At 71.3% G+C, this 26,077-nt stretch carries 24 protein-coding genes; 8 read left to right on the top strand and 16 right to left on the bottom strand.

Annotation, left to right across the window (positions count from 1 at the left end):
• Positions 1 to 261 precede the first annotated feature (261 nt).
• The 5 genes from RE421_RS11130 to RE421_RS11110 form a co-directional block, all read right to left on the bottom strand.
• Positions 262 to 1,668 carry a recombinase XerD gene (locus tag RE421_RS11130; RefSeq protein ID WP_309809709.1) on the bottom strand — a complete coding sequence of 469 codons (1,407 nt, stop codon included), beginning with the start codon at positions 1,666 to 1,668 and terminating at the stop codon, positions 262 to 264.
• Between the two features lie 47 nt (positions 1,669 to 1,715).
• Positions 1,716 to 2,048, bottom strand: coding sequence for a helix-turn-helix transcriptional regulator (locus RE421_RS11125; RefSeq protein WP_091696820.1), 333 nt, complete (start codon positions 2,046 to 2,048; stop codon positions 1,716 to 1,718).
• Positions 2,049 to 2,051: 3 nt separating this feature from the next.
• A complete protein-coding gene (locus RE421_RS11120) occupies positions 2,052 to 3,182 on the bottom strand; it encodes a tyrosine-type recombinase/integrase (protein WP_309809702.1) in 1,131 nt (376 codons plus the stop codon).
• A gap of 524 nt (positions 3,183 to 3,706) precedes the next feature.
• Positions 3,707 to 4,660: a TIGR01777 family oxidoreductase gene (locus tag RE421_RS11115; RefSeq protein ID WP_309809700.1), complete on the bottom strand. Its 954-nt coding sequence runs from the start codon at positions 4,658 to 4,660 to the stop codon at positions 3,707 to 3,709.
• Entirely contained in the window at positions 4,650 to 5,354 is a 705-nt protein-coding gene (locus tag RE421_RS11110; protein ID WP_309809699.1) for a TetR family transcriptional regulator, read from the bottom strand. The genes RE421_RS11115 and RE421_RS11110 overlap by 11 nt, the downstream gene beginning before the upstream one ends.
• Positions 5,355 to 5,458: 104 nt before the next feature.
• On the opposite strand from RE421_RS11110, the gene RE421_RS11105 reads away from it, so the two are divergent.
• Genes RE421_RS11105 through RE421_RS11095 form a run of 3 tightly spaced genes read left to right on the top strand, consistent with a single transcriptional unit; the run spans position 5,459 to position 8,696 of the window.
• On the top strand, positions 5,459 to 6,106 hold the full coding sequence (locus RE421_RS11105; RefSeq protein ID WP_309809698.1) for a TetR family transcriptional regulator: 648 nt from the start codon (positions 5,459 to 5,461) through the stop codon (positions 6,104 to 6,106).
• Complete coding sequence (locus RE421_RS11100; RefSeq protein WP_309809697.1) at positions 6,103 to 7,083, top strand: ABC transporter ATP-binding protein; 981 nt, start codon at positions 6,103 to 6,105, stop codon at positions 7,081 to 7,083. The genes RE421_RS11105 and RE421_RS11100 overlap by 4 nt, the downstream gene beginning before the upstream one ends.
• Positions 7,080 to 8,696, top strand: a complete 1,617-nt coding sequence (locus tag RE421_RS11095; RefSeq protein ID WP_309809695.1) for a polyketide antibiotic transporter — start codon at positions 7,080 to 7,082, stop codon at positions 8,694 to 8,696. The genes RE421_RS11100 and RE421_RS11095 overlap by 4 nt, the downstream gene beginning before the upstream one ends.
• An 18-nt stretch (positions 8,697 to 8,714) precedes the next feature.
• Here RE421_RS11095 and RE421_RS11090 read toward each other — a convergent pair whose 3' ends face one another.
• Genes RE421_RS11090 through RE421_RS11080 form a run of 3 tightly spaced genes read right to left on the bottom strand, consistent with a single transcriptional unit; the run spans position 8,715 to position 11,978 of the window.
• On the bottom strand, positions 8,715 to 11,099 hold the full coding sequence (locus RE421_RS11090; RefSeq protein ID WP_309809693.1) for an excinuclease ABC subunit UvrA: 2,385 nt from the start codon (positions 11,097 to 11,099) through the stop codon (positions 8,715 to 8,717).
• Positions 11,096 to 11,506, bottom strand: coding sequence for a VOC family protein (locus tag RE421_RS11085; RefSeq protein ID WP_309809691.1), 411 nt, complete (start codon positions 11,504 to 11,506; stop codon positions 11,096 to 11,098). The genes RE421_RS11090 and RE421_RS11085 overlap by 4 nt, the downstream gene beginning before the upstream one ends.
• Positions 11,507 to 11,510: 4 nt before the next feature.
• Positions 11,511 to 11,978, bottom strand: coding sequence for a helix-turn-helix transcriptional regulator (locus RE421_RS11080; RefSeq protein WP_396134488.1), 468 nt, complete (start codon positions 11,976 to 11,978; stop codon positions 11,511 to 11,513).
• Between the two features lie 28 nt (positions 11,979 to 12,006).
• Between RE421_RS11080 and RE421_RS11075 the strand changes: the two genes are divergently transcribed.
• Both RE421_RS11075 and RE421_RS11070 read left to right on the top strand, forming a co-directional pair.
• Positions 12,007 to 12,195, top strand: a complete 189-nt coding sequence (locus RE421_RS11075) for a hypothetical protein (RefSeq protein WP_309809687.1) — start codon at positions 12,007 to 12,009, stop codon at positions 12,193 to 12,195.
• 33 nt (positions 12,196 to 12,228) lie between these two features.
• Positions 12,229 to 12,477: a hypothetical protein gene (locus tag RE421_RS11070; RefSeq protein ID WP_309809685.1), complete on the top strand. Its 249-nt coding sequence runs from the start codon at positions 12,229 to 12,231 to the stop codon at positions 12,475 to 12,477.
• A gap of 12 nt (positions 12,478 to 12,489) precedes the next feature.
• Here the strand turns inward: RE421_RS11070 and RE421_RS11065 are convergent, their stop codons facing one another.
• Genes RE421_RS11065 through RE421_RS11055 form a run of 3 tightly spaced genes read right to left on the bottom strand, consistent with a single transcriptional unit; the run spans position 12,490 to position 17,433 of the window.
• Complete coding sequence (locus tag RE421_RS11065; RefSeq protein WP_309809683.1) at positions 12,490 to 13,080, bottom strand: CG0192-related protein; 591 nt, start codon at positions 13,078 to 13,080, stop codon at positions 12,490 to 12,492.
• Between the two features lie 30 nt (positions 13,081 to 13,110).
• On the bottom strand, positions 13,111 to 15,285 hold the full coding sequence (locus tag RE421_RS11060; protein ID WP_309809681.1) for an NADPH-dependent 2,4-dienoyl-CoA reductase: 2,175 nt from the start codon (positions 15,283 to 15,285) through the stop codon (positions 13,111 to 13,113).
• A 9-nt stretch (positions 15,286 to 15,294) separates the two neighbouring features.
• A complete protein-coding gene (locus tag RE421_RS11055; protein WP_309809679.1) occupies positions 15,295 to 17,433 on the bottom strand; it encodes a S9 family peptidase in 2,139 nt (712 codons plus the stop codon).
• 52 nt (positions 17,434 to 17,485) lie between these two features.
• On the opposite strand from RE421_RS11055, the gene RE421_RS11050 reads away from it, so the two are divergent.
• The 3 genes from RE421_RS11050 (at position 17,486) to RE421_RS11040 (ending at position 19,750) form a co-directional block, all read left to right on the top strand.
• A complete protein-coding gene (locus RE421_RS11050) occupies positions 17,486 to 18,010 on the top strand; it encodes an NfeD family protein (protein ID WP_309809678.1) in 525 nt (174 codons plus the stop codon).
• An 83-nt stretch (positions 18,011 to 18,093) separates the two neighbouring features.
• Entirely contained in the window at positions 18,094 to 19,281 is a 1,188-nt protein-coding gene (locus RE421_RS11045; protein ID WP_309809676.1) for an SPFH domain-containing protein, read from the top strand.
• 121 nt (positions 19,282 to 19,402) lie between these two features.
• Positions 19,403 to 19,750 (top strand): RNA polymerase-binding protein RbpA, encoded by a 348-nt coding sequence (locus tag RE421_RS11040; RefSeq protein ID WP_309809674.1) that lies wholly within the window; start codon positions 19,403 to 19,405, stop codon positions 19,748 to 19,750.
• A gap of 90 nt (positions 19,751 to 19,840) precedes the next feature.
• On the opposite strand, the gene RE421_RS11035 is transcribed toward RE421_RS11040, so the two are convergent.
• From RE421_RS11035 to RE421_RS11015, 5 genes are all read right to left on the bottom strand, one after another.
• Positions 19,841 to 20,572, bottom strand: a complete 732-nt coding sequence (locus RE421_RS11035; protein ID WP_309809673.1) for a polyprenol monophosphomannose synthase — start codon at positions 20,570 to 20,572, stop codon at positions 19,841 to 19,843.
• 61 nt (positions 20,573 to 20,633) lie between these two features.
• Positions 20,634 to 21,770, bottom strand: coding sequence for an amidohydrolase family protein (locus RE421_RS11030; protein ID WP_309809671.1), 1,137 nt, complete (start codon positions 21,768 to 21,770; stop codon positions 20,634 to 20,636).
• Positions 21,767 to 24,856, bottom strand: a complete 3,090-nt coding sequence (locus tag RE421_RS11025) for a DEAD/DEAH box helicase (RefSeq protein ID WP_309809669.1) — start codon at positions 24,854 to 24,856, stop codon at positions 21,767 to 21,769. Before RE421_RS11025 ends, RE421_RS11030 begins: the two co-directional genes overlap by 4 nt.
• Before the next feature lie 36 nt (positions 24,857 to 24,892).
• On the bottom strand, positions 24,893 to 25,759 hold the full coding sequence (tatC, locus tag RE421_RS11020) for a twin-arginine translocase subunit TatC (protein WP_309809667.1): 867 nt from the start codon (positions 25,757 to 25,759) through the stop codon (positions 24,893 to 24,895).
• 19 nt (positions 25,760 to 25,778) lie between these two features.
• Positions 25,779 to 26,060, bottom strand: coding sequence for a Sec-independent protein translocase subunit TatA (locus RE421_RS11015; RefSeq protein WP_309809665.1), 282 nt, complete (start codon positions 26,058 to 26,060; stop codon positions 25,779 to 25,781).
• Between the last annotated feature and the right edge of the window lie 17 nt (positions 26,061 to 26,077).

Here is a 26,077-nt window from a genome sequence, read left to right as displayed (position 1 = left end):
AGGTCAGAGACGTGTCGCCCGAGACGCCATGACAACCAGGTGGCCACTAGGACCAGTGCTGGTACCCCTGAAGCGCCGTGCCGCTGCAGTATTTTCGCAGGTCAAGCCCCTGTTCGTCACGGCAGGAACGGCAGAGGAGCCCGGTTGCAGAGTTGATTCATCTGATGCAATATGCAGACTACAAGTGCTGGCCTGACGTATTCGTGACCGGCGTATTCTCTCGATTCCAGAGCGGGAGCGGGCTACGCGGGGAGCCCAAGGTCAGAGATCGGTGCTGCGGTGGTTGATGTAGTCGGTGAAGGTGGCGCCCGCGTCGCGGCGGTGTTTGTCGGTGACTTGGTAGCTGTAATTGAGGGCGTCGGCGACGATGGGCGCGGGCATTTCCAGGACCAGGGCCCGCAGAGAGGCGTTGCGGGCGCCGAGCAGGTCGATGCCTCGCTCACGCAGGCGGCTCATGATGGTGTTCTGGTGCAGGTGTTCTCCGGGCCTCATGCCGGGGAAGAGCCAGGTGTTGGCCCGGTGCGCGGAGGTGTTCGTGTGCGGCAGCGCGTCAAGATGTGCCCGCACGATCCTGTCGAACGGGGGCGGGATCTGGAGTCGGTCGTCGGTGAAGCTCACGGTGAGCTTGCCCTCGGTGTCGTGGATCTGTGCCAGGCGCATCCGCGAGATGCGGGTGAGCGATTGACCGTAGAGCAGCAGGAACAGAGCGGCGACTTGCAGTGTGCCCGGGATCTGAGTTGAGGGTTCGGTGAGGGTCCGGAGGTGTTCCAGCCGCTGGGCCTGGCTGATGACAGGGGTGGCCTGGGCGATGCGGTAGGGGAAATCCACGGTGGGCAGGTGCCCGTGCTCGACGGCCCAACGCACGAAGCCCCGAGCCAGACTCCGGGTGGTGGGCCCACCGGCCAGCCAGGCGTCCACGTCGTGCTGAGTGCATTCCGCGGGGCTGTGTCCGCGGGCCCTGAGGTGTCCCAGCAAGCCGATGGCCATGGTGATGGACTGCTTGGCGGCCAGGAAGGTGCCCTTCTTCAGGCCCTCGGTGGCCTGAAGGTGATGTATCCGGTTCAGGTGCACCCAGAGGGCGTACTGCCGGATGATCCGGGCGTCCTCGGCGGGCAGGGCGCTGACCTTCGTCTCGAGCCAGGACTGGAAGCGTTCGATGTCCAGGTTCACCGGCTCCAGTAGTTGGTGCTCGAGGCACAAGGCGCGCAGGGAGGCGACTTTGCCGGGGCAGGGGTGCTCCTGGAAGGTCTGGTGAGTCAGGGGCAGCCGGCCTTGGGCCAGATCCCGCAGCAATTGTTCGGCGTGCCGGTTAATGGTGAGCCAGATCCGGGCGCTACGGGCGTGCTTCTGGCCGGTCAGGGCGGTAAACAGGGGGAGCAGTGGTGCAGCGATGGCCCCGGTGCCATCGTCGAGCAGCACGGTGAGGTCATCGGCCAGGCAGCAGTGGGCGCAGAGTCCGGTGCGCACGAACTCGTCCTCGCGCCCGCACCGGGTGCAGTGGAAGTCGGCCGGGATGCCGGTGCAGTCGGCGCAGGCCGGGGCGCCGTCGAGTAGCCCGGGCAGTAGGCGGTGTTGGGCGCAGCCGGGGCAGGTGCCGTGCAGGTGGGTGGCGCGCTGGTAGCAGCGCCGGCAGATCCGCCCCCCGGGCCAAGTGGCCGCGAACCTCACCCCAGTGCGGTCGCAGCGGGCGCAGGGCCCGGTGAAGGCCGGCCGGCTCATTCGGGCCGGTGAATGCGGGCCCTGATCGGGCGGATGGCGTCTCTCTTCGCGGTGCTGGCCTCGGTGCCGGTGGCCTGGTGCCGGACCGGAGTGGCCACCACCGTGGTGGGGCAGAGATCTTCGAAGCTGCACTCCAACACGTCCAGCAGCGCCCCGAGCAGAGTCAGGTTCATCCGCTCCGGGGTGGCCCCGAGCAGCCGGTAGAGCTGGGAAGACGACAGGCTCACCCCGCGATCGTGCAGGTGGGGGATGAGCTCGGAGAGGTTGTTCATCCCCCGGGCGGCCATGACCTCCCGCAGCCGCCAGGTGTACTCCACGTGCCGTTTCATGGGTCAGTACTCCTTGCTGGTGGTCATCGCGGTCGCGGCCATCCGGTGGATGGCCCCGTCCACGACCCGGGCCCGGTAATCGGGGGACAGGCCGGTGTAGATCGAGGTCGTCGAGGCGTGCTCGTGGCCGACCTGTTGCTGGATGAAGAACGCGTCGTAGCCGGCCTCGATCAGGTGGGTGACGTAAGACCGGCGCAGCGAGTGGAAGTCCAGGTCATCATCCAGCCCGGCCTCCCGCTTGACCTCATTGAAAGCCCGGCTCAGCGAGTCCGCGGCGATCGCCGCGGTGCCCCGCTCGCTCGGCCACAACCAGGTCGAACGGGCCGGGGCGTACAACGGGCGCACCTGATCGGTCCATTGCCGCAGGCATTCCACGGCCCAGTCGAACTCCGGCACGGTCAGCACGCTGCGCCGCTTCGGCGGGGAACCGCGCATGGCCTTGCCGTGCCGGACGTAGATAATTCCCGCGTTGCCGAACTGAGGTGCCCGCGGATTGGTGGCGATGTCGACCAGGTCCAGGCAGCGGACCTCGTTGCGGCGCAGCCCCCACGCGTAGGCGACCTTCATGATCGTCGCGGTGCGGAACGCCGGGATCCACCCCTTGGCCCCGGCCTGGCGAATGCGCAGCACCCGGTCATCGGCGCAGTCGAAGAGGTCCTCGAGCTCGTCCCGGGTGTACGGGCGCTTGCCCGGGGTGGCCACCGCATCCTGGGCGTGACGGGCGGTGTTCCACTCGTGGAAGACCTGCGCCGGGTGCTCACCGAACCGCTCCCAGCACTGCTCGCCCCACCCATACGCCGGGTCCGTCAGGTACTCCAAGAACATCCTCAGCGCGTTCTGGTACCCCAGCACCGTCGACCGGGCCGCACCCTTGACCGCCCGCAGCTCCAGGAAGAACTCGTCCACCACCGAGGCCGTCCACTGCCACGGGTAGGCCTCGGCGAACCGCCGGAACCGCATCACCGTGGACCGGCGGCCCTCCACCGTGCCCGCCGAGAGGTTCCGGGCGAACTGCTGGGCCGCCCACCCGTCCAGCATCGCCACCCACACCGTCTCGGCCTCGTTCAGCACGCCCGTCCCGCAGCGCAGCACCAGCGGAACACTGCCGACCGGACCCACCTCAGGCGTTCGCATAATGAGCGAAATCTTCGCACTAACCGCGAACCACCGTCAATGCTTGCCGTAAACCGCTGGTCAGCCCGGTGTTCTTGGCCCCTGTGTCCGGACATCGGTGTACTGCAAGTGCTCCGCGGCCCGCTCAGAAACCGATCTCCAGCGCTCCGTCATGGGGGAGTCGTCCCAACCGGCGGATTCGCAGAAATCGCCAACATGCCATGGTCTAGTTGACATAATGTGGGTTATCGGCGTTCTGTCATCACCTCGGAAGGGGCTGATGGAACGGCTGCCCGGATGCCGCCCGACCCTCACGGGGACGGGTGCTGGGATGGGTGCGCAGTGTCAGGTGCGCTGTCGTGACGCCGCAGCCGGTCTCCCGGCCGTCCGAGCACATCCTGACACGTTCTGCCACACCCCGGGATTCCACACCAGGGCGACGCGACGGCACTCCGCGACGCGCAGGCTTCTCTGGATCGATGCGGAGTCCCTGACAGCCGGCGTCGATCGTTCGCTTCGGTTGACATAATATCTGCCGTCCCTCGTCAGCCGAGGGGAACCGGCAACAGCCCCCGTGGCGTCGCGGCGGCGATGTCAGCCAGCGCGTCGTCCAGCACCGGGAACGCGAACCGGTATCCGGAGTCCAGCAGGACGCCCGGGTGTACCCAGCGGCTCTTGAGCACCAGTTCCGCCTCGGTGCGGATGATCCGCGCTCCGGCCTCCAGCGCCCAGGCCGGCAGGGGAACCGCCACCCGCTCCCCCGCGCCGCCGACGTGCCGGCGGACCCGGTCCATGAGCTCCCGGTTGGTCACGGCCTCCGGCGCGGCGAGATTGACCGGCCCGCTGATGTCGGGCCGGTCCATGAGGTGGCGGACCGCGCCGTAGACGTCGTCCAGGTGGATCCAGCTGAACCGCTGTCCGCCGTCGCCCTGTGGTCCACCGAATCCCATCCTGGCCAGGTTGATGATCGGGTTCAGGGCGCCACCGGCGCCCAGCGCGATGGTCGTCCGCAGCGCGACCTTGCGCACCGCCGTCGGGGCCTCGGCCAGCTCCTGTTCCCAGGCGCGCGCCACGGCCACGGAGAAGCCGCTCCCGAGCTCGCCCGTGCGTTCGTCCTGGGGCCGGTCCCGCGCGTCGCGGTAGATGGTGCCGGTGGAGGCGTTGAGCCACACCGACGGCGGCTGTCCACAGGACGCGAGGGCGCGGCCCAGCGCTTCGGTCGCCTCCGTGCGGGAGCGCAGGATCTCATCTGCCGTGCGCTGGGTGTACCGGCAGCTCACCGACCGCCCCGCCAGGTTGATGACGGCCTCGGCGCCCTCCAGGACCGAAGTCAGCCCCAGGTACCCCTCGCCCCAGCGGGCGTCGTCGGAGGCGTGGCGGCCGATGCTGGCCACTCGGAAGCCGTCGCGCAGGAAGTGCCGCCGCAGGTGGGTGCCGATGAACCCCGAGGCACCCGCGATGACCACGGTGGGCTGGAGCTCGGTGCGATCAGGGTTCACGGCGGCCCTCCGTCGGGCTGGTGGTGTCGGGTGCGGTCGGCGCCGCGAGGCGGTCCATCAGCTCGATGACGTCGGTGGAGAGCCTCCGGCCCACGGGTAGGCGGACCAGGGAGATGGTCCGCGCCAGCAGCGGGGCCAGTCCGTCCACGAGGACGCGGCTGCGCTGCTGGTCCGGGCTGGTGTCCAGGGCCCAGTGCAGGGTCACGCCCAGATAGGCCAGCCACAACAGCTGGGGCAGACGGTTGCCCAGAGCTCCCCCGGGGGTGCCGCGTGAGGCCGTCAGCGTCTCCGCCATCAGGCTGATCGCCTGCTGCCTCGGTGCCCCAGAGGCTGCGGAGAACGGGCTGACTGCCCGATGGGCGGACGATGCCGGGGTGAGCAGTCCGGTGCCGAGACCGTGATAGGGCGTCATCACCTCGAGGCCGGCGTGCAGCACCGTGCGCAGGTTCTCCGCCAGCGGAGCGCCCGGCGTCAGCCGCGGAGCTGCCACGGTGCGGTGCTCCTGCTGGAGGCGCCGGTAGAGCTCCTGGACCAACTCATCCTTGCGGGCGAAGTAGTAGTAGGCGTTGCCGGTGGATACCCCGGCCTCGGCGGCGATCCCCCGCATGGTCGTGGCCTCATAGCCCCGTTCGCGGAGATGACGCAGGGCCGTCTGCAGCACCAGTTCGCGGGTGCGTTCGGACTTGGCGGCCATGGGGTCAGGCTGGCAGGAATTGAACGCGTTCAAAAGGATCGCGATGAGACTGTCTGCCGACGGCCCCTTGACGCTCCACTGAACACCCGTTTAGCGTACTGAACATGCGTTCAGTACAGCCTGATCAGACCGCCAAGGCGCGCATTCGCGATGCCGCGATCCTGCGGTTCGCCCAGGACGGCCTCGAGGCGTCCGTCCGGTCCATCGCGGCGGACGCCGGGGTCAGTGCGGGACTCATCCTGCACCACTTCGGTTCCCGCGCCGGCCTGCGTCAGGCCTGTGATGACCACGTCCAGGCCGCCATCCGGGACAGCAAGTCAGAGGTGATGGCGCCGGTCGGCGCCCCGGCCGCGTTGCTCGCCCAACTGGCCCAGCTGGAGGGCTACGCCGCGCTCGTCGGCTACGTGCTGCGCTGCCTGCAGGCGGGCGGAGAGCTCACCACCCGACTGGTGGACGGCATGGTGGCTGACGCCGTCGAGTACCTCGATCAGGGGGTCGAGGCGGGAACCATCTCCCCCAGCCGGGACGAGGCGGCGCGGGCCAGGCTGCTCACCGACTTCGCCCTCGGATCGCTCCTGCTCAACCTGCCCGCCGGCCGGGAGCCGATCGACCTGGACGAGCTGCCCGGTTGGTTCGCGGCCTACTCGGAACGGATCCTGCTGCCCACGCTCGAACTCTTCACGGAGCCTCTCCTCACGGACTCCTCGCTCCTGGACGCCTACCTGGGCTCTGCCGAAAGGACCACACCATGACCACGCAGCACCTGCCCTCCCACGACCCCGCTCCCCTCGCCATCGAAGCCCGGGACCTCGTCAAGACCTTCGGCGCCACCCGCGCCCTGGACGGCTTCGACCTGTCCGTCCCGACCGGCCAGGTGACCGGATTCCTCGGACCGAACGGGGCGGGCAAGTCCACCGCCATCCGGGTCTTCCTGGGCATGCTGCGGGCAGATTCCGGCACCGCCCGGGTGCTGGGACAGGACGCCTGGGCGGACCAGGTCGCCATCCACCGCCGGCTGGCCTACGTCCCCGGGGACACCAGCCTGTGGCCGAACCTGACCGGCGGGGAGGCCATCGACGTCCTGGCCCGCCTGGGCGGCCCGGGACACGGCCGGCACCGGACGGGCGATCGGGACCGTCGGAACGAGCTGCTGGAGCGCTTCGAGCTGGACCCCACCCAGAAGGCCCGCACCTACTCGAAGGGCAACCGGCAGAAGGTGGCCCTCGTCGCCGCCCTCGCCTCGGATGCGGAGCTCTTCGTCTTCGACGAGCCCACCTCGGGACTGGACCCGCTGATGGAGGCGGTCTTCACGGACGAGGTCCGCAGCCTGCGCGAGGCCGGCCGGACCGTCCTGCTCTCCAGCCACATCCTGGCCGAGGTGGAGAAGCTCTGTGACACGGTCACCATCATCCGTGCCGGCCGGGCCGTCGAGAGCGGCACCCTCGCCGAGATGCGCCACCTCACCCGGTCCACCGTCAGCGCCACCCTGGAGCAGGGGCCCGACGCCGGCCCGGCCGGTTCCGCGGACGCGTCCGGATGGGCTGGGCTCGAGGGCGTGCACGACCTCGCCGTGGACGGGCGCCGGTTGCGCTTCGACGTGGACCACCACCGGATGACGGAGGTGCTCGGGATGCTCGCGAGGACGGGCGTGCAGAACCTGACCATCGCGCCTCCCTCCCTGGAGGACCTGTTCATGCGTCACTACGGCGACCGGGTGGAGCGACCATGAGCCCCTTCACCGGAACCGGAGCGCTGCTCGGGCTGAACCTGCGGCTGGACCGCACCCGGATCCTGATCTGGACCCTGGCCGTCGGACTGGGCGTCTACGGCTCGGTGTACTCGCTGGTCGAGGCCTTCCCCACCCCGGAGTCCATCCGGGCCCGGGGTGCGTTGCTGAACAATCCGGCCACCCTCATGATGACCGGCCCAGCCTTCGCCGCTGACGACTACACCTTCGGGGCCATGGTCGCCAACGAACTGAGCCTGTACGTGTTCCTCGCGGCGGGCATCATGGCGATCCTGCTGTCCGTGCGCCACACCCGGGCCGAGGAGGAGTCCGGCCGGCTCGAGATGCTCCGGGCCCGTCCGGTGGGTCGATTCGCCCCCTCCGCCGCGGCCGCGGCCACCGTGGCCTTCGCCTGTGTGCTGGTCGGCGCCGCCACCACGGTGGGGCTCCTCGGGGTCGGTCACGAGGACCTCGACGTGGCCGGTTGCCTGGCCATGGGCGCGGGCACGGCACTGACCGGTCTCGTCTTCGCCGCCGTGGCGACCGTGGCCGCCCAGCTGACCGAACACGCCCGCAGTGCCACCGGCATGGCCATGGGCGTGCTGGCCTCGGCCTACCTGGTCCGGGGCATCGGGGACGTCATCCACCCCACGGGGTCCTGGCTGTCCTGGTTCTCGCCCTTCGCCTGGGCCCAGCAGACCCGGGTCTTCGTAGACCTGCGGTGGTGGCCGCTGGCGGTGTCCCTCTCGGTCGCCCTCGGGGCGTTCGCCCTGGCCGCCGCGCTGGCCCACCGCCGGGACCTGGGTGCGGGCCTGCGCCCGGCACCCCGGGGTCCGGCGACGGCGGCCGGTACCCTCCGCTCCCCCGCCGGCCTGGCGGCGCGACTGCTGCGGGGCTCGATCATCGCCTGGGCCCTCGGCGTCTTCTTCTTCGCGGTGGCCATGGGCTCGCTCGCCAACTCCCTGGACGGCATGCTCGAGGAGAACCCGGCGCTGGCCGAGTGGATCGCGGTCGAGGGAACCGATCTCACCGCCGAGTTCGCCGGGGTGATCCTGTCCTTCGTGATGATCGCCCCGTTGGTCATCGGCGTCTCCGGCGTCCTGACCCTCAAGACCGAGGAGTCCTCGGGACGGTCCGAACTCCTCGTCGTCTCGGGCCGGGCCCGGGCGTCCCACGTGGGCGGATGGTCCGCCACCGTGGCCGTCCAGCTGGCGGTCCTCACCCTGATCGGTGGGGCGGGCGTGGGCCTGGGCGTCTGGGCCGGCACGGGCGAGGGACGCTGGATCGGCGAGATGACCGTGGCCGCTGCCGCCTACCTGCCGGCCCTGTTGCTGGTCGCCGCGCTGGCCATGGCACTGTTCGGTTTGCTGCCCCGGCTGACCGTGCTGGCCTGGATCGCCGTCGAGTGGATCGCGCTGGCCCTGTTCCTCGGGGAGCTGCTGCAGCTGCCGGACTGGGCCTTGGACCTCTCCCCCTTCACCCACGTCCCCGCCCTGCCCGCCCAGGCCGTCGGGGTGGCCGAGACCGCGTCCTGGGTCGCGATGACGGGGATCGCCGCGGCGCTGGCCGCCGTCGGCATCCTCGGCTATCGCCGCCGCGACATCCAGTCCCGATAGCGGTCGTCCCCGGGGATGTCAGGCGCCCACGTACTCCTTCAGGTGCCGTCCCGTGAGGGTCTCCCCCGCCGTCCCCGTCCCGGCCACCAGCTCGGCCGGCGTGCCCTCGAAGACGATCCGGCCGCCGTCGTGCCCGGCGCCCGGCCCCAGGTCAACGATCCAGTCCGCGTGCGCCATCACCGCCTGGTGGTGCTCGATCACGATGACGGTCTTGCCGGAGTCCACGAGCCGGTCCAGCAGCCCCAACAGGTTCTCCACGTCCGCCAGGTGCAGGCCGGTGGTGGGCTCGTCAAGGATGTAGACCTCCCCGGCCGCACCCATCTCGTTGGCCAGCTTCAGGCGCTGCCGCTCGCCTCCGGAGAGCGTGGTGAGCGGCTGGCCCAGCTTCAGGTACCCCAGCCCGACGTCGGCCAGGCGTGCCAGGATGGTGTGGGCGGCGGGAAGGCGGGCCTCGCCGTCGGCGAAGAACCGCTCGGCCTGGGCCACGGACAGCGCCAGCACCTCGGCGATGTCCTTCCCACCCAGCGTGTACTCGAGGACGGCGGACTGGTAGCGCAGGCCGCCGCAGTCCTGGCAGGTGGAGGCCACCGTGGACATGAACCCGAGCTCCGTGTAGATCATGCCGGCGCCCTTGCAGGTGGGGCAGGCGCCCTCCGAGTTCGCGCTGAACAGGGCCGGCTTGACCCCGTTGGCCTTGGCGAAGGCCTTGCGGATCGGTTCCAGCAACCCCGTGTAGGTGGCGGGGTTGGACCGGCGGGAGCCCTTGATGGCGGACTGGTCCACCACCACGACCCCCTCGCGGCCGGCCACCGAGCCGTGGATCAGCGAGCTCTTGCCGGAGCCGGCCACGCCGGTCACCGCCACGAGCACCCCCAGGGGCAGGTCGACGTCCACGTCCTGCAGGTTGTTCGCGCCGGCCCCGCGGACCTCGAGATGCCCGGTGGCCTCACGCACCGCCTCCTTGAGGTGGGCCCGGTCGTCGAGGTGCCGGCCGGTGAGGGTGTCCGAGGCACGCAGGCCGGCGAGGTCGCCCGTGAAGGTGATCTGGCCGCCGTCGGTCCCGGCCCGTGGGCCCAGGTCCACCACGTGGTCCGCGATGGCGATGGTCTCCGGCTTGTGCTCCACCACCAGCACCGTGTTGCCCTTGTCCCTCAGTTCCAGCAACAGCTGGTTCATCTTCTGGATGTCGTGCGGGTGCAGGCCGATCGTGGGCTCGTCGAACACGTAGGTGACGTCCGTCAGGGAGGAGCCGAGGTGGCGGATCATCTTGGTGCGCTGCGCCTCGCCGCCGGAGAGGGTGCCGGCGGGCCGGTCCAGGCTGAGGTAGCCCAGGCCGATGTCCACGAAGGACTCCAGGGTCTCCACCAGGTTCTCCAGCAGGGGCCCCACCGTGGGGATCTCGAGCCCGCGCAGCCAGTCGGCGAGGTCCGAGATCTGCATCGCGCACAGTTCGGCGATGTTCCTGGCCCCGTCCCTGCCCTCGATCGTCACGGAGCGGGCCTCCGCCGCCAGGCGCGTGCCCTCGCAGTCCGGGCAGCCGGTGAAGGTGATGGCGCGGTCCACGAAGCGGCGGATGTGCGGCTGCATGGCATCCCGGTCCTTGGCCAGCATGGACTTCTGGATCTGCGGGATGAGTCCGAGGTAGGTGAGGTTGATGCCCTCGACCTTGATCTTGGTGGCCTCGCGGTGGAGCAGGTCGTGCATCTGTTTCTTGGTGAACCTCTTGATCGGCTTGTCCATGTCGAAGTAGCCGGAGCCCTCGAAGATCCGTCCGTACCAGCCGTCCATGGAGTACCCCGGGACGGTCAGCGCGCCCTCGCGCAGGGACTTGTCCTCGTCGAAGAGGGCCGTGAGGTCGACGTCGGTGACCGAGCCGCGGCCCTCGCAGCGCGGGCACATGCCGCCGAGCCGGTTGAAGGTCGCCTTCTCGGCGATCGTCTTGCCGCCGCGTTCCACCGTGATGGCGCCGGAGGCCGAGACCGAGGGCACGTTGAAGGAGAAGGCGTTGGGCGGGCCGATGTGCGGGGTCCCCGCCCGGCTGAAGAGGATCCGCAGCATCGCGTTGACGTCCGTGGCCGTGCCGAGGGTCGAGCGCGGGTCGGCGCCCATGCGCTCCTGGTCCACGATGATCGCCGTGGTCAGCCCCTCCAGCACATCCACCTCGGGCCGGTCCATGGACGGCATGAAGCCCTGGACGAAGGAGGAGTACGTCTCGTTGATCAGCCGCTGCGACTCCGCCGCGATGGTGCCGAACACGAGGGAGGACTTGCCGGAACCGGAGACCCCGGTGAACACCGTCATCCGCCGCTTGGGCAGCTCGACGCTGACATCCTTCAAGTTGTTCTGCCGCGCCCCGACCACCCGGATCGTGTCATGCAGGTCCGCGGGGTTAGCGGGGCTCACCGGGCCGCCTGGACGCGGACCATGTTCCCGGAGGGGTCCCGGAAGGCGCAGTCGCGCAGTCCGTAGGGCTGCTCGATCGGTTCCTGGACCACGTCGGCGCCGCCGGCCTGGACGGTCTCGAAGAAGCCGTCGAGGTCATCGGTGGCCAGGTTGATCCCGGCGTAGGTGCCCTTGGCCATCATCTCGGTGATGACCTGGCGTTCGTGCTCGGTGAGACCGGGGTCCACGGCCGGCGGGGTCAGCACGATCGCGGTGTCCGGCTGACCGGCCGGGCCGACGGTGATCCAGCGCATGGCGCCCTGGCCGACGTCGAGGCGGACCTCGAAGCCGAGCAGGTCCCGGTAGAAGGCGAGGGACGCCTCGGGGTCGAGATGGGGCAGGAAACTGGAGTGGATGGTGGTGGTCATGGGATCAGCGTAAGACCTGCCCCGGGCCGGAGGCTTCTCGATTCCTGATCGGTCGCGTGGCGTGCCGGACCACGCACGTCGGCAGGCCGTCGGGGTCCCGTCCCGCGCGGTCGCGGTAGACGCTGGGCGGCATCCCCACCAGCTCGGTGAAGCGGGTGCTGAAGGTGCCCAGCGAGGAACCTCCCACCTCGAAGCAGACCTCGGTCACGCTCATCCGCCCGCCGCGCAGCAGGGACATGGCCCGCTCGATCCGCCGGGTCATCAGGTACGCATAGGGCGATTCGCCGTAGGCCCGCCGGAACAGCCGGCTCAGGTGGCCGGCGGACAGGCCCACCCCGGCGGCCAGGGCGGGCACATCCAGCGGCTGCCGGTACTCGCGGTCGATCCGGTCCCGCACCCGGCGCAGGCGCACCAGGTCCTCCAGGGGGATGGGACGGTCGGCCGGCACGGGGCGTTCACTCACCCGCCCCATTCTGTCAGGACCGTGCCACACTGGCCCCATGGCAGAGCACTCCGGCGCCGCCGCCGACCTCCTCCCCCTGTACGCCGCCGCCTCCGAAGCCTTCCTGTCCATCTGCCGGACCGTCAGCGACTGGGAGGCCCCCGGACTGGGCGAATGGTCCGTCCGCTCGCTGGCCGGGCACACCAACCGATCCCACACGAACGTGGTCGCCTATCTGGAGGCCTGACCCGAACCCGGCGCCGCCCGTGTGGCCGGCCCGGTGGAGTACTTCGCCGCGTTCTGGGGTGAGCGCCCCGGTGCGGCCAGCAGCGACGCCGGCTCGGTCGCCGAGCGCGGTCGGCTCGCCGGCGCGTCGCTCGGCCCGGATCCGGTCGCCTCCGTGGAGCGGGACCGAGACCGTGCCCTCAAGGTCCTCGAGGACCTGCTGGAGCGCCGGGACGCCGCGGCCGTCCTCGCCGAGGCGCTGACCGGCCGTGGACCGCTCTCGGCGGGGTTCACCGTCCTCTGAAAGGATCCGAGACTAGGCGGGGGCGTCCGTGTTCAGGCTGAAGATGACCCCGCTGCCGCCGGGCCAGGTGGCCCACAGCCGGCGTGCCTCGTCGAGCTGCTCGTGGCCGGGCGCCTCGGGGTCGGCGATCACCCGGTGGACCTGGACGCGTCCCGGCAGCTCGGGCAACGGTCCGAGCACCGTGACGGAGACCTCGTCGGCCTCATGCCCGATGTACTGGCCGTCCTCCTCGTAGAGGTGCACCTCGGCCTGCTGCTGGTGCCCGTCCAGGGCCCGCTGAAAGCAGGCGGTGGCCACCGGATCGGCCATGGCGTCGTAGACCCAGCGCTGCCCGAGGACGGAGTGGTCCACGGTTCCGATCAGGTGCGGCTCGGCCCCCTCGAGCGGGGCGCCACGGTAGGCCACGGGGACGTGCAGGACGGTCTCACTGCCGTCACGGCGTACGAGGTGTCCCTCCACCCCGACCTCGCCCTCCGGGTCGTCGTAGCGGTACGCACCCACCTTGACCAGCTCCCCCTCCCCGGACCAGGGTTGCTGGGCCAGCCAGGACTCCAGGAGCTCCCTCTTGGAGGGCACCAGGGTTGCTTGGTAGACGGTAGCCATGCCCCCCAGTGTACGCAGGGCTCCGCCCGGCTACAGCGCCCCGGCCACCCGCGTGGACTGCTCGATGGCCCGTTTGGCGTCCAGCTCGGCCGCCACATCGGCCCCGCCCACCAGCACGACGTCGGCTCCGGCGTCCCGCAGCTCGTCGTACAGTTCGCGCTGGGAGACCTGACCGGCGCACACCACCACGTCGTCGACCTCGAGGACGCGGGGCGCACCGTCGACGAGCAGGTGCAGGCCGGCGTCGTCGATCCGGACGTACTGGGCGCCCGTGATGAACTCCACGCCACGGGCCTTGAGGGTCGCCCGGTGGACCCAGCCGGTGGTCTTGCCCAGGCCGGCCCCCATCTTGCTGGCCTTGCGCTGGACGAGGTGGACGGTGCGGGCCGCGGGAGCCGGATCCGGGGTGGTCAGTCCCCCGCGACCGGCGAAGGCGGCGTCCACGCCCCACTGGCGCTGCCAGTCCTCCAAGGGCTGGGCTCCGGAGTCTGCCGGGTCTGCCGGGGCCGCCGGCGCGGTGCGGTCGGCCGGGTGCGGGGGTTCGGTCAGCAGTTCGGACACGTCGAAGCCGATACCGCCGGCTCCGATCACGGCCACCCGGGGGCCGCACGTCACCAGGCCGTCCACCACGTCCGGGTAGGCATGCACGTTGGCCCGGTCCGCACCGGGGAGGTCCACGGTGCGGGGCACCACCCCGGTGGCGAGCAGGATCCGGTCGTAGCCGCCGTCGAGCAGCTCCGTGACGGAGACCCGGTGGTTCAGGCGCACGGTGACCCCGGTGGCCGTGAGCCGGTGCTCGAAGTAGCGCAGGGTCTCCGCGAACTCCTCCTTGCCCGGGATCTGGCGGGCCAGCCGGAACTGGCCGCCGATGGCGCTCGAGGCCTCGAAGAGGTCCACGCGATGACCGCGCGCCGCGGCCTGGGTCGCCGCGGCCAGTCCCGCCGGACCGGCCCCGACGACGGCCACGGACAGGGCTGGTGCCGGGGCGGTGGCCGTGGCCGGGGTCGCGGAGCGGACCGTGGGGGCGAGGGGCAGCAGGGGCCGGTCCGGCAGCGGCGGGAAGGCGGGATCCGTCTCCCGGCCGGCACGGGGATTCACGAGGCAGGACGCCGGCTTGTTCTGGAAGGTGTGGTCCAGGCACGCCTGGTTGCAACCGATGCACGAGTTGATGTGCTCGGGCGCCCCGGCGGCGGCCTGGGCCACCCAGTCCGGGTCGGCCAGGAACGGTCGAGCCATGGTGACGAGGTCGGCCTGGCCCTCGGCCAGCACCTGCTCGGCCGAGTGCGGCATGGTGATCCGGTTGGAGGCGGCCACCGGGATGGACACCTCGCGGTGGATCCGGGCGGTGAAGTCGCTGAAGGCCGCCCGCGGTACCGAGGTGACGATGGTCGGCACACGAGACTCGTGCCAGCCGATGCCGGTGTTCAGCAGGCTGGCCCCGGCCTCCTCGAGCTCCCGGGCCAGGTCCAGGGTCTCCTGCAGGCTCTGCCCCTCCGGGACCAGGTCAACCATGGACATCCGGAAGCTGATGATGAAGTCCTCGCCGGCGGCCCGGCGGATCCGGCGGACGATCTCCGTGGCGACACGGCGCCGCCTGGCCGGGGTGCCGCCCCAGTCGTCCGTGCGCCGGTTCGTCCGCGGGGAGAGGAACTGGTTGATGAGGTATCCCTCGGAGCCCATGACCTCCACGCCGTCATAACCGGCCTGCCGGGCGTAGCCGGCCGCGCGGACGAAGTCCTGCACCGTGCGCTCGACCGCCCGGGTGGACAGGGGCCGGGGGCTGAACGGGGTGATCGGTGAGGAGTCCCTGCCGGCACCGACCTGGAACGGGTGGTAGGCGTAGCGGCCGGCATGCAGCAGCTGCAGCACGATGCGCCCGCCCTCCGCGTGCACGGCCTCGGTGATGGTCCGGTGCGCCCGGGCATCGCGCCGCGAGCGCATGGTGCCGGCGAACGGCGTGAGCCGGCCGACGAGGTTGGGGGCGTAGCCGCCGGTGACGATGAGCCCCGCTCCCCCACGGGCCCGCTCGGCGTAGAACGCCGCGAGCCGCGGGGTGTCCGAGCGCCGGTCCTCGAGGCCCAGGTGCATGGAGCCCATGATCACGCGGTGGGGCAGGGTCACCCCGGCCACGGTGACCGGACGGAAGAGGTGCGGAAAGGGCGCGGGGGCGGCGGCTGCGGGGGGTGCGTCGACGGAGGTCCTCATGCCTCGATATTACTCAATGGTAACTTCTCTGGCGAGGTGACTGTCCCACCAGCGCAGGATGTGCTCGAAGCGGGCCCGCCGGTGCCACGGGGTCCCCGAGCGGGACAGCTCGTGGTTCTCCCCGGGGAACACCACCAGCTCCGACTCCACGCCCCGGGACCACAGGGCCTGGTAGTAGCGCTGCGCGTGCTCCAGCGGGCACCGCAGGTCCTCCTCGGAGTGCATCACGAGGGTGGGCGTGTCCACCTGGTCCACGTGGTGCAGGGGGCTCTGCCGCTGGAGGTCCTCGAGGACGGTGCCCATGTACTGCCGGCTGAAGAACCAGCCGATGTCGCTGGAGCCCAGCGCCGAGACGGGATCCAGGTATCCGCGTTCCACGATCGCCGCGGTGAACCGGTGGTCGTGGGCCGTGATCCACGCCGTCAGGTAGCCGCCGTAGGAGCCACCCTGGATCCCGAGCCGGCCCCCGTCCAGCTCGCCGGTCCCCTCCGGGCCGAACTCGTCCAGGGCCCCGTCGAGGAAGGCCAGCACGTCCTGGACGTCCACGGTGCCGAACCGGCCGCGGATGGCCGCGCCGTGGGTCGCGCCATAGCCGTTCGAGCCGCGGGGATTGCACATCACCACGGCATAGCCGGCGGCCACCAGCACCTGGGTCTCGTCGAACCAGGACCAGGTGAACTGGGCGTAGGGACCGCCGTGGATGTTCAGGATGACGGGGTGCGGTCCGGGCCCCGGGGGCACGAACACCCAGCCGTGTACGGTCGGCTGGTCTTGCGTCCCACCGGAGGCAGCCCCGTACTCCCGCTCCCGGGCGGCCGCCGGGCGCACGTCGGGGAGCCAGGACCGGTTGGGGTCGAAGAGCTCCACGAGCCCGCTGCCGCGCTGCTGGACGCCCACCCGGCCCGGTGAGTCCGCGGTGGTGTAGGCCACGGCCAGGGTCCCGCCGGCCTCCGAGGCACCGATGACCTCGCCCTGATGCTCCACGAGTACCTCGGGCCGGCCGTGATGGGACATCCACACCAGCACCGTCTTCCCCCTGGTCTCCGCCAGGGCCAGCACGTTGTCCTGGCCCGAAAGCTGTAGCGGCCCGCCGGAGCAGTTCAGGGTCTCCGGATCCGTGAGCCGCCGCGGCACCAGCTGCGGCGCCGGGCGGCCCCAGCCCTCGGTGGCCTCACGCACCGCCGTGGGCGCGGGGACGGCATAGACCGCGGCGTTGGCGGCCACGAACTCCAGGCCGGACTCCCCCAGCTCCTGGCCCAGCAGGTACAGCCACTCCCCGTTGCGGGAGACGCACGGGGAGAAGAAGCCGCGGGGCACCGCGGTGCCCCCGGCCACGAGGCGGACGGGGCCGGCGTCGTGCTCCCCGGCGTGGGCCCCCGCGGCTGCCTCGGCGCGGGACCGCACCACGGCGACGGCGGTCCGCAGGTCCCGGCCGAAACCGGTGGCCGGCGTGGTGGTGAAGAAGATGTGCCGGCTGTCCGCGGCGTAGACGGGTTCGGTGGCCTCCCGGTCCCGGTCGGTCAGCCGCCGCGCCGGGGGGACCAGCGGGGGCAGGCCCGGCGCGTCCGCCATCCGGCCCCGGGCGGCGAACACCGGCTCGCCGTCCGGATCCGGCACCTCGATCTCGAACAGGCAGGACGGCTTGTCCGCCGTGTAGCCCACGCCGTTCATCCGGTGGTCCGGACCGGTCACCCGCCGCGGGTCCTCGGTGGCGGGCCCGACGCCGGCCACGGTCCCGTAGCGTCCGGGCTCGGGCTCCGGCGAGGCGAAGACGATCCAGCGCGCATCCGGCGACCAGTTGAACCCGGTGACGCCCAGCCGGCGGTCCGTGACCGTGCGGGCCTCGCCCCCGTCCAGCGGGATCAGGGCCAACTGGGGCGCGGACTCCGACGGGTCCCCGCCCGGCGCCGGGGAACGCAGGAAGGCCACGGTCCGGCCATCCGGGGACAGCCGGGCCCCGGCGTCCCGGTAGCCCCGGGTCAGGCGGCGGGGCGGGGCAGAGTCGTCCGTGGCCACCACCCACAATTGCCCCGTGTAGCCATCCGTCGTGGCGTCCGCCCGGGCCGCCCCCACCACGAGCCGCCGGCCGTCCGGGGTGAGGGTCGGGGTGTCCACCGTGGTGATGAGATCCAGTTGATCAGGTCGCATGTCCATAACTTACGTTGTCCATCACCGTCTGAGCAGGCAGGATGGGTACAAGGTGCTGACGAGTGCCACCAAGGAGGCCGGGACGATGGAATGGGTGGGCGACAACCTGTGGGTCCTGTGGCTGAGCCTGGCCGTGGTGTTCGCCGTGGTGGAGGTCATGGTCCTGGACCTCGTCTTCCTCATGCTGGCGGCCGGCGCGGCGGCCGCGCTGGCCACCTCGCTGGCCGGCGGCGAGGCGTGGCTGCAGATCGTCATGTTCTCCGGGGTCTCCCTGCTCATGCTGGCCGCCGTCCGCCCGACCGCCCTGAGGCACCTGAAGAAGGGGCCGGCTGACCAGCTGACGAACGTGGACCTGCTCCCCGGGCGCACGGTCCTGGTCCTGGAGGACACCGGCGCCACCGCGGGCCTGGCCAGGATGGACGGCGAGACCTGGACCGCCCGCTCGGCCACCGGGGTGACCATCCCCGCCGGCCAGGAGGCGGAGATCGACGAGGTGGACGGTGCCACGTTGATCATCCACCCCAAGACCGTCATCGACTGGGACTCCGGGAACGCCGGACTCCCCGAAGGAACCTGACGCCGCAACCGCGGCATCAAGCACCTCTGCAGCAGCAGACCGACAGGGCGGCCCGAGAAGGGGCCGCAGGAGGGAGCAACGGCGTGGAACTCCTCATCGTGCTCATCGTCGTCGCGGTCCTCGTGGCCATCATCCTGATCCGGGCCGTCCGGATCGTCCCCCAGGCCCGGACCGGCATCATCGAACGCCTCGGCAAGTACAACCGCACCCAGGGTGCCGGCCTGACGCTCATGGTCCCCTTCGTGGACCGCATGCGCCCGCTGATGGACATGCGCGAGCAGGTGGTCTCCTTCCCGCCGCAGCCCGTGATCACCGAGGACAACCTCGTGGTGTCCATCGACACCGTGGTGTACTTCCAGGTCAACGACGCCAAGGCGGCCACGTACGAGATCAACAACTACATCCATGCCGTGGAGCAGCTGACCACCACCACCCTGCGCAACGTGGTGGGCGGCATGAACCTCGAGGCGGCGCTGACCAGCCGTGACGCCATCAACAACCAGCTGCGCGGCGTCCTGGACGAGGCCACCGGCAAGTGGGGACTGCGCGTCTCCCGCGTGGAGCTCAAGGCGATCGACCCGCCCCTGTCCATCCAGGACTCCATGGAGAAGCAGATGCGCGCCGAGCGGGACCGCCGCGCCGCCATCCTCACCGCGGAGGGCACCAAGCAGGCCGAGATCCTCACGGCCGAGGGCCAGCGGCAGTCCGCCATCCTCGAGGCCGAGGGTGACGCCCAGTCCCGGATCCTGCGCGCCAACGCGGAGGCCGAGGCGATCCACGTGGTGTTCGAGGCCATCCACGAGGGACGCCCGGACCCGGACCTGCTGGCCTACAAGTACCTGGAGACCCTGCCGAAGATCGCCGAGGGGGACGCCAACACCATGTGGGTCATCCCGGCCGAGCTGACCGATGCGATCGGCCGCATGGGTTCCGCCTTCGGCGGCGGCTCTGACGGGGCTGGCCTGGGCGACCTACTCACCCCCGCCGGCTCCGGCGGGGCAGGCAAGACCGGCGGCTCGGGAAGCCACACCTCCGGTGACGCCGAGACGGGCGGTGAGCGCCGCCGTCGGGAACCGCGCCCCACCACGGCCGCGGAACTGCAGGACTCCGCCCAGAGCGTCGCGAAGATCACCGACACCCCCCTCGAGGAGGCCCTGGCACCGCCGGCCATCCTCGAGGACGAGCACTCGCCGACCGCCAAGCGGGCCCTCGATGCCACCACGGATCCTGCCGAGTCAGCGCACCTGGACGAGGTCCACCAGGACCGGTGACGGCGCCGCGGCGGCGGGAACAAAACCAGCCGCCGCGGCGTTGGCCAGGACAGAGCCCGCACACCCACTACACTGGGTGGTCGACGTTGTACCGCCCCGCTAGGGGCCGATAGGAGATCGAATGAGCGACCGTAGCCTGCGCGGCATGCGCCTGGGTGCCCAGTCCATGGAGTCCGAGGCCGGGGTCGAGCCGGCACCGCGCCAGCGGGTCGAGTACCGCTGCGAGGACGGCGAGCAGGTCTTCGTGATCTTCGCCACCGATGCGGAGATCCCCCCGACCTGGACGTCCAAGACCGGCCGGGTGGCGTTCCTCGTGGACGGCGAGAAGCCGGACGCATCCGACGCCAAGCCCGTGCGTACCCACTGGGACATGCTGCTGGAGCGCCGCAGCGTCGAGGAGCTCGAGGAGACCCTCGAGGGCCAGCTGAAGAAGCTCCGCGCCCGCCGCGGCGAGAAGACCAGCGCCTGACCCACCGTCTGCACAGAGTGAAGAAGCCCCGACCGGATGGTCGGGGCTTCTCTGCGCTCAGGGCACCCTGCGCTCAGGCACCCAGACCCCTCAGAGCCCGAGCCGGCCCTTCAGGACCTGCCACCGTGCCGCCAGCCCCCACTGGGTCACGGAGGCGACCGCCTCCGTGATGATGTTCCCGCTCATCTTGGACTCGCCGTACTCGCGCTCCACGAACGTGATCGGGACCTCCACGATCTTCTTGCGGAGCAGGGCCGTGCGGAAGGTCATGTCCACCTGGAAGCCATAGCCCTTGGACTGGACATCGTCCAGGTCGATCGCGCGCAGGGTGTCCGCGCGGTAGGCGCGGTAGCCGGCGGTGACGTCCGAGAGGTTCAGCCCCAGCATGAGGCGCGGGAAGAGCGAGCCGCACGCGGAGATCAGCTTGCGGTGGGCCGGCCAGTTGACCATCTTCCCGCCCGGGACGCGGCGGGACCCGATCACCAGGTCGGCGCGGTCGATCGCCTCGATCAGCCGCGGCAGCTGCTCGGGCTGGTGGGAGCCGTCGGCGTCCATCTCGATGAGCACGTCGTAGCCCCGGTCCAGGCCCCAGTGGAAGCCGGCGATGTAGGCGCCGCCCAGGCCGTTCTTCTGGGTGCGGTGCAGCACGTGGATCTGCGGATCGGCCACGGAGGCACGGTCGGCCCAGTCACCCGTGCCGTCCGGCGAGGCATCGTCCACCACGAGCACGTCCGATTCCGGCACGGCGACGCGCAGCCGATCGAGGGTGCGGGGCAGGGACTCGATCTCGTTGTACGTGGGGATGATCGTCAGCAGGCGCATCGGCGGGGAAATCCTTTGTGAGATGCCGGGTTCGGGTATCGGGGGTCAAGTATAGGGTGGGTCAGCTCCAGTCCGGGGAGCGGTACACCTCGGCGCCGTCCACCACGGTGGCCAGGCACTGCGGGGCGGCGGTGCCCTCCTCCAGCACGGGGAGCAGGGGCGTGCCCGCGCGGGTGTCGGTGCTCCAGGCGGCCACGCGGCCGTCCGGCGCCTGCACGCTGAGGGCCTCGGCGGCCCAGATGCCGAAGGTCGCGGGCGAGGAGGGGGCGATCCTGCCGGCCATCGAGTACTGGGTCCCGAGGGAGTGCGGCGGGGCGCGTAGCCCGGCCCGGGTGGCGGCCGTGAACCCGGAGCGGGCGGAGATGCGCTGGTCCGCCTCGCGGTGTTCGAGGCTGGCGCGCAGGGTGCCCCACGGGTCCGCGGGGGCGTCCCCGCTGCCGAAGGACACCGGGACGGCACGGTTCAGCAGGGCGGCGATCGGCGCTGCCAGCGTCCCGTCCGTGGCGGGCACGGCGGTGAAGGACAGGCTGTTCTCCGCCAGCGTCCGCATCGACTCCTCGTCCACGGGCCCGTTCCACGCGAGCCGGTGGCGGGCCATGCCGAGGGCCGGGGTGCCCTGGAACTGCGCCGTGGCGCGGAGGGCGGACAGCACGGCGGCGAAGCCCTCCGCCTCCCGCGGCAGCAGGTACAGCTGGATCCCGGCGGCGGTCGCCTGGGCGGTCAGGTGGGCGGCGGCGGCGCCGTCCAGTCCCCCGGGCCCGACGACGGCCGCGAGCCCCGCGGTCCGCTCGGCGCCCAGCCCGGTGACGAGAGCGGCGAGGTCCGCGGCGGTGCCAGCCGCCTCGCCGGCGTCCACCAGGTGGTAGCCGACGGCCCGGGGGCCGGAGGCCGCGGACGGGGCGGCAGGCGGGGTGGCGTCGTCGCGACCCACGGTGACGGACAGGAAGATCCCGGACTGGGCCGCCTCGGCACGGGGGCCGGCGTCGGAGTCCGTCAGCCTCAGCGAGTCGACGAAGGCCGGGACCACGAGGGCACCCTCCAGGTCCACCACGTCCCAGCCGGCACCGGAACGCCCCCGCATCGACTCGGCGGTGTCGTCCGCCCCCACCCACGCGACGGATCCGTCCTCCACCAGCAGGGCGGTGGCGTAGGGATCGGAGGTGGAGTGGATCGTGCCGTTGACGTAGAGGGTGCTCATCCGTCCAGCGTATCGACACTAGAGTACGCCACCACGCCACGACGGACGAGATCCGCAGCACGCCGGCACTGGGCGTTCAGGCCGGGGTGGCCGGGCACCTTGGACAGCTGGTCCAGCAGGTCGATCACCTGCCGCGCCCAGCGGACGAAGTCCCCGGCGGCCAGCTCGGTGCCCTTGAGCGTGTCCCGGAGGGTGCGCCCGCGCGCCCAGCGGTGGATGGGCCAGACCAGGCCCGGATCGGGTTCCGGGGTGGGCTCGAGCCGGGCGCCCCGCTCGGCCTGCTGCAGCTCATACCAGTGCTCTGCGGTGCGGTCCAGGGCCCGCTGGATCCGGGTGGTGGGCATCTGCGGGATGCCCACGCTCTCCGCCCCACCCTTGGACTGGAACACCAGGAGGGCGGCCAGGGACGCCAGCTCCTCCGGATCGAGGTCGTCCGCGATGCCGTCCTCCAGGACCAGCGAGGTCAGCAGGTCCCGCTCGCCGTAGATCCGGCGCAGGGTCTGGCCCGCGTCGGTGACCCCGGGGGACGCCTCGGCGGTGGATCCCCCCGAGGCCGCGGCGGTCACGTAGCCGTAGGTGGTCAGCAGCCCGACGAGCCGGTCGAAGGCCTTCGCGATCGTGTTCGTGCGGCCCGCGATCCGGCCGGAGAGCTGGTCGATCTCCTGACGGAGCTTCCACCAGCGCTCGGCCCAGCGGGCGTGCTCCTCGCGGTCCTTGCAGCCGTGGCAGGGGTGCCGCTCGAGCTGCCGGCGCAGCTCGGCGGCGCGCTCGGCGCTGCCGTCGTCCTGGAACCGGAACCCCGCGCGGGGTCGGTCCCCCGGCGCCTTCCGGTGCTCGCGCAGGGCCGAGCGCATGGACGAGGCCACGTCCTTGCGCTGGGTCGGCGTCTTGACCTGGACGTTCTGGGGCAGCCGCGCGCCGCCCACCGGATCCACCGGTTCGGTGAGGTCGTCCGTGCCGATGCGGCGCAGCTGGGCCTCGTTCGTGATGACGCCGACGCGCGGGTTGGCGGGGTTGCCCGCCGGGAAGACCACGACGGCGGTGCCCAGCCTGCGCGGGCCCGGCACCTCGATGATGTCCCCGGGCAGCAGGTTGGCCAGGGAGTCCTTGACGGCACGCTGGCGCGCCCGGTTGCGTCCCTTGGAGGTGTCCTTCTCCGCGGCGGAGAGCTCCTTGCGCAACCGCGCGTACTCGGTGAAGTCCCCCAGGTGGCAGGTCATGGACTGCTCGTAGCCGGCCAGGGAGGTCTCCCGGGTCCGCACCTCGCGGGCCAGCCCCACCACGGACCGGTCCGCCTGGAACTGCGCGAAGGAGGACTCCAGGATGGACCGGGACCGCTCGAGCCCGAACTGGGCGATGAGGTTCACGGACATGTTGTAGGTGGGCCGGAACGAGGAGTTCAGCGGGTAGGTGCGCCGTGAGGCCAGCCCCGCCACCGCGGCCGGGTCCAGGCCGGGACGCCACAGCACCACTCCGTGGCCCTCCACGTCGATGCCGCGGCGGCCCGCGCGCCCCGTGAGCTGGGTGTACTCCCCGGCCGTGATGTTCACGTGGGCCTCGCCGTTGTACTTCTCCAGCTTCTCCAGCACCACGGTGCGGGCCGGCATGTTCACCCCCAGGGCGAGGGTCTCCGTGGCGAAGACCACCTTGACGAGCCCCGCGGCGAACAGCTTCTCCACGACCTCCTTGAATGGCGGGAGCATGCCGGCGTGGTGGGCGGCGAAGCCGCGGGACAGCCCGTCCCGCCAGCCCCAGAAGCCCAGCACGTCCAGGTCCTCGGCCGGCAGCGACTGCCCCGCCTCGTCCACCGTCGCCTGGATCTGCTGCTTCTCGGCCGGCGTGGTGAGGTCGAGCCCCGCGCCCAGGCACTGCTCCACGGCACCGTCGCAGCCCGCTCGCGAGAAGATGAAGGTGATGCACGGCAGCAAGCCCTCGCGCTCGAGGATCCGCACCATCCCGGGCCGGGAGACCCGCAGGCTGCCCGCGTGACGCGTCCCGGGGCCGTGCCCGCCGCCGGACTGGTCGTGACCGGCGGAGCCGGCCGGGCCGGCGTCGTACCGGGTGGTGGCGGTCCGCTCGTCCCGGCCGTAGGCGGCGGTACCGGAGCGCCCGCGGTCACGGCCCGAGCGGCCGGGGCGTCCGCCGGACCTGCCGCCGCCGTTCTTGCCGCCACCGCGGCCCCGGGGGCCACCGCGTCCGCCGCGGTAGGTGCTGCGCCCCGGGCGGCCCCAGTCGCTGCGCTCCTCCCGCCGTCGCTGGTCCTCGGCGAGGCGGGCCAGCTCGGGATTGAGCACCAGCCGGCTGCCGGAGGTGTCCTTCAGCTCGGCCTCCTCGCCGGACTCCTCAGCGGTCGGCGCCACCTCGTCGAAGGCGACCTCGGTGGCGAACAGGTCGTAGAGCTGGCTCCCGGCCATGACGTACTGCCACAGCGGCACCGGCCGGTGCTCGGAGACCACCACGGAGGTGGAGCCGCGCACGGTGTCCAGCCAGGCGCCGAACTCCTCCGCGTTGGACACGGTGGCGGACAGCGAGACGAGCTGGACGTGCTCGGGCAGGTGGATGATGACCTCCTCCCACACCGCGCCGCGGAAGCGGTCCGCCAGGTAGTGGACCTCGTCCATGACCACGTAGCCCAGGTTGCGCAGGGTGTCCGAGTCGGCATAGAGCATGTTGCGCAGCACCTCGGTGGTCATCACGACCACCTCGGCCTCCGAGTTGATGGCGGTGTCCCCCGTGAGCAGGCCCACCCGGTCCGCGCCGTAGGTGGCCACCAACTCCTGGTACTTCTGGTTGCTCAGGGCCTTGATGGGCGTGGTGTAGAAGGCCTTCTGGCCGTGGGCCAGGGCCAGGTGGATGGCGAACTCGCCCACCACGGTCTTGCCGGCGCCCGTGGGCGCCGCCACCAGCACGCCGTGGCCGTTCTCGAGCTCGCGGCAGGACTCCAACTGGAAGGGATCAAGACCGAATTCCAGGGTGGCGGCGAAGCGGCCCAGCTCCGTCCTGGCCTCCGAGGCGCGGCGCCTGGCCGCGGCGTAGCGCTCCGCGGGACTCGGCTGGCCGGTGGTGTCATCCGCGGAAGGTGCCATGGACCCAGCCTAGGACATGCCCGGCCGGCCGGCGGGCTAGAGCTCTTCGAGGGGTTTCGGTCCGGACCGCAGGTAGTCCTCGTTCTCCGAGGCGTCCTTCGCCCGGCGCTTGGCACGGCGCTTGTCATTGACGAGGCAGACCACGATCGCCACGCCGAAGAGCAGCACGAGCGGCGCCGCGAGGTAGAACATGGTGATCGCGTCGGAGCCCGGGGCGGCCAGCGCCGCGATCAGGGCGATGAGGAAGACGGTGATCCGCCAGTGCTTGATGATCTGCCGGCCGGGCAGCACGCCGATCATGTTCAGGCCGACCAGGACCACCGGGAGGACGAGGGCCGCCCCGAAGGCCAGGAACAGCCGCAGCACGAACGGGATGTACACGTCCGCGGAGATGACGTTGGCGGTGCCCTCCGGGGAGAGCCCCACGAAGAACTGGACCGCCTCGGGCAGCACGAGCCAGCCCAGGCCCACGCCCAGCAGGAACAGCGGCACGGCGGCGGCGATGAAGCCGACCGCGTAGCGCTTCTCCTTCTTCTTCAGGCCCGGGACCACGAAGGCCCAGATCTGGTAGAGCCAGATGGGGCTGGAGATCACCAAGCCCACGAAGAGGGCCACCTGCAGCATGATGTCGAAGGGCTGGCCGACGGCGCTGAAGGACACCGTGACGATCCGGCCCTCGTCCGAGAGCCGGTGCACCGGGTCGATCAGGGCGGAGAAGAACGGCTGGTAGACCAGGAAGCCGACGACGGCGCCCAGCGTCAGGCCGATGCCGGCGACGATCAGCCGGTTGCGCAGTTCCTTCAGGTGGTCCTTGAGGGCCATCTCCCCGGTGGGGTTGCCCTTGCGGAACCCCTTGCCGATCCTCGTCCGCTTCGGCCGGGCCGCCTGCGGTTCGTCAGTCATGGAGCCGATGACCACCTGGTTACGGCTGGTCGTTGGTGCCGGTCTTCCGGCCCTCGCGGTCGGTCTCGGAACCGCCGTTGACGATGCGGCCCTCCACCGCCTCGGAGTCCGTGGACCCCGTGGACTGGTGGGACCCCTGTGAGGTGCCGGTGCCGTCGTCCTTCATCTGCTTGACTTCCGACTTGAAGATCCGCATCGACTGGCCGAGGTTCTTGGCCATCGCGGGAAGCTTGGGGGCCGCGAACAGCAACAGCACGATCGCGATGATGATGACGAGCTGCCATCCCTGGAGTCCAGCCATGGGGGAAGTCCTTTCGA

Source organism: Citricoccus sp. I39-566 (assembly GCF_031432995.1).
Taxonomy (GTDB): domain Bacteria; phylum Actinomycetota; class Actinomycetes; order Actinomycetales; family Micrococcaceae; genus Citricoccus; species Citricoccus nitrophenolicus_A.
Note: the sequence above shows the minus strand (reverse complement) of the source record. Positions and strands in the feature narration are given on the sequence as shown.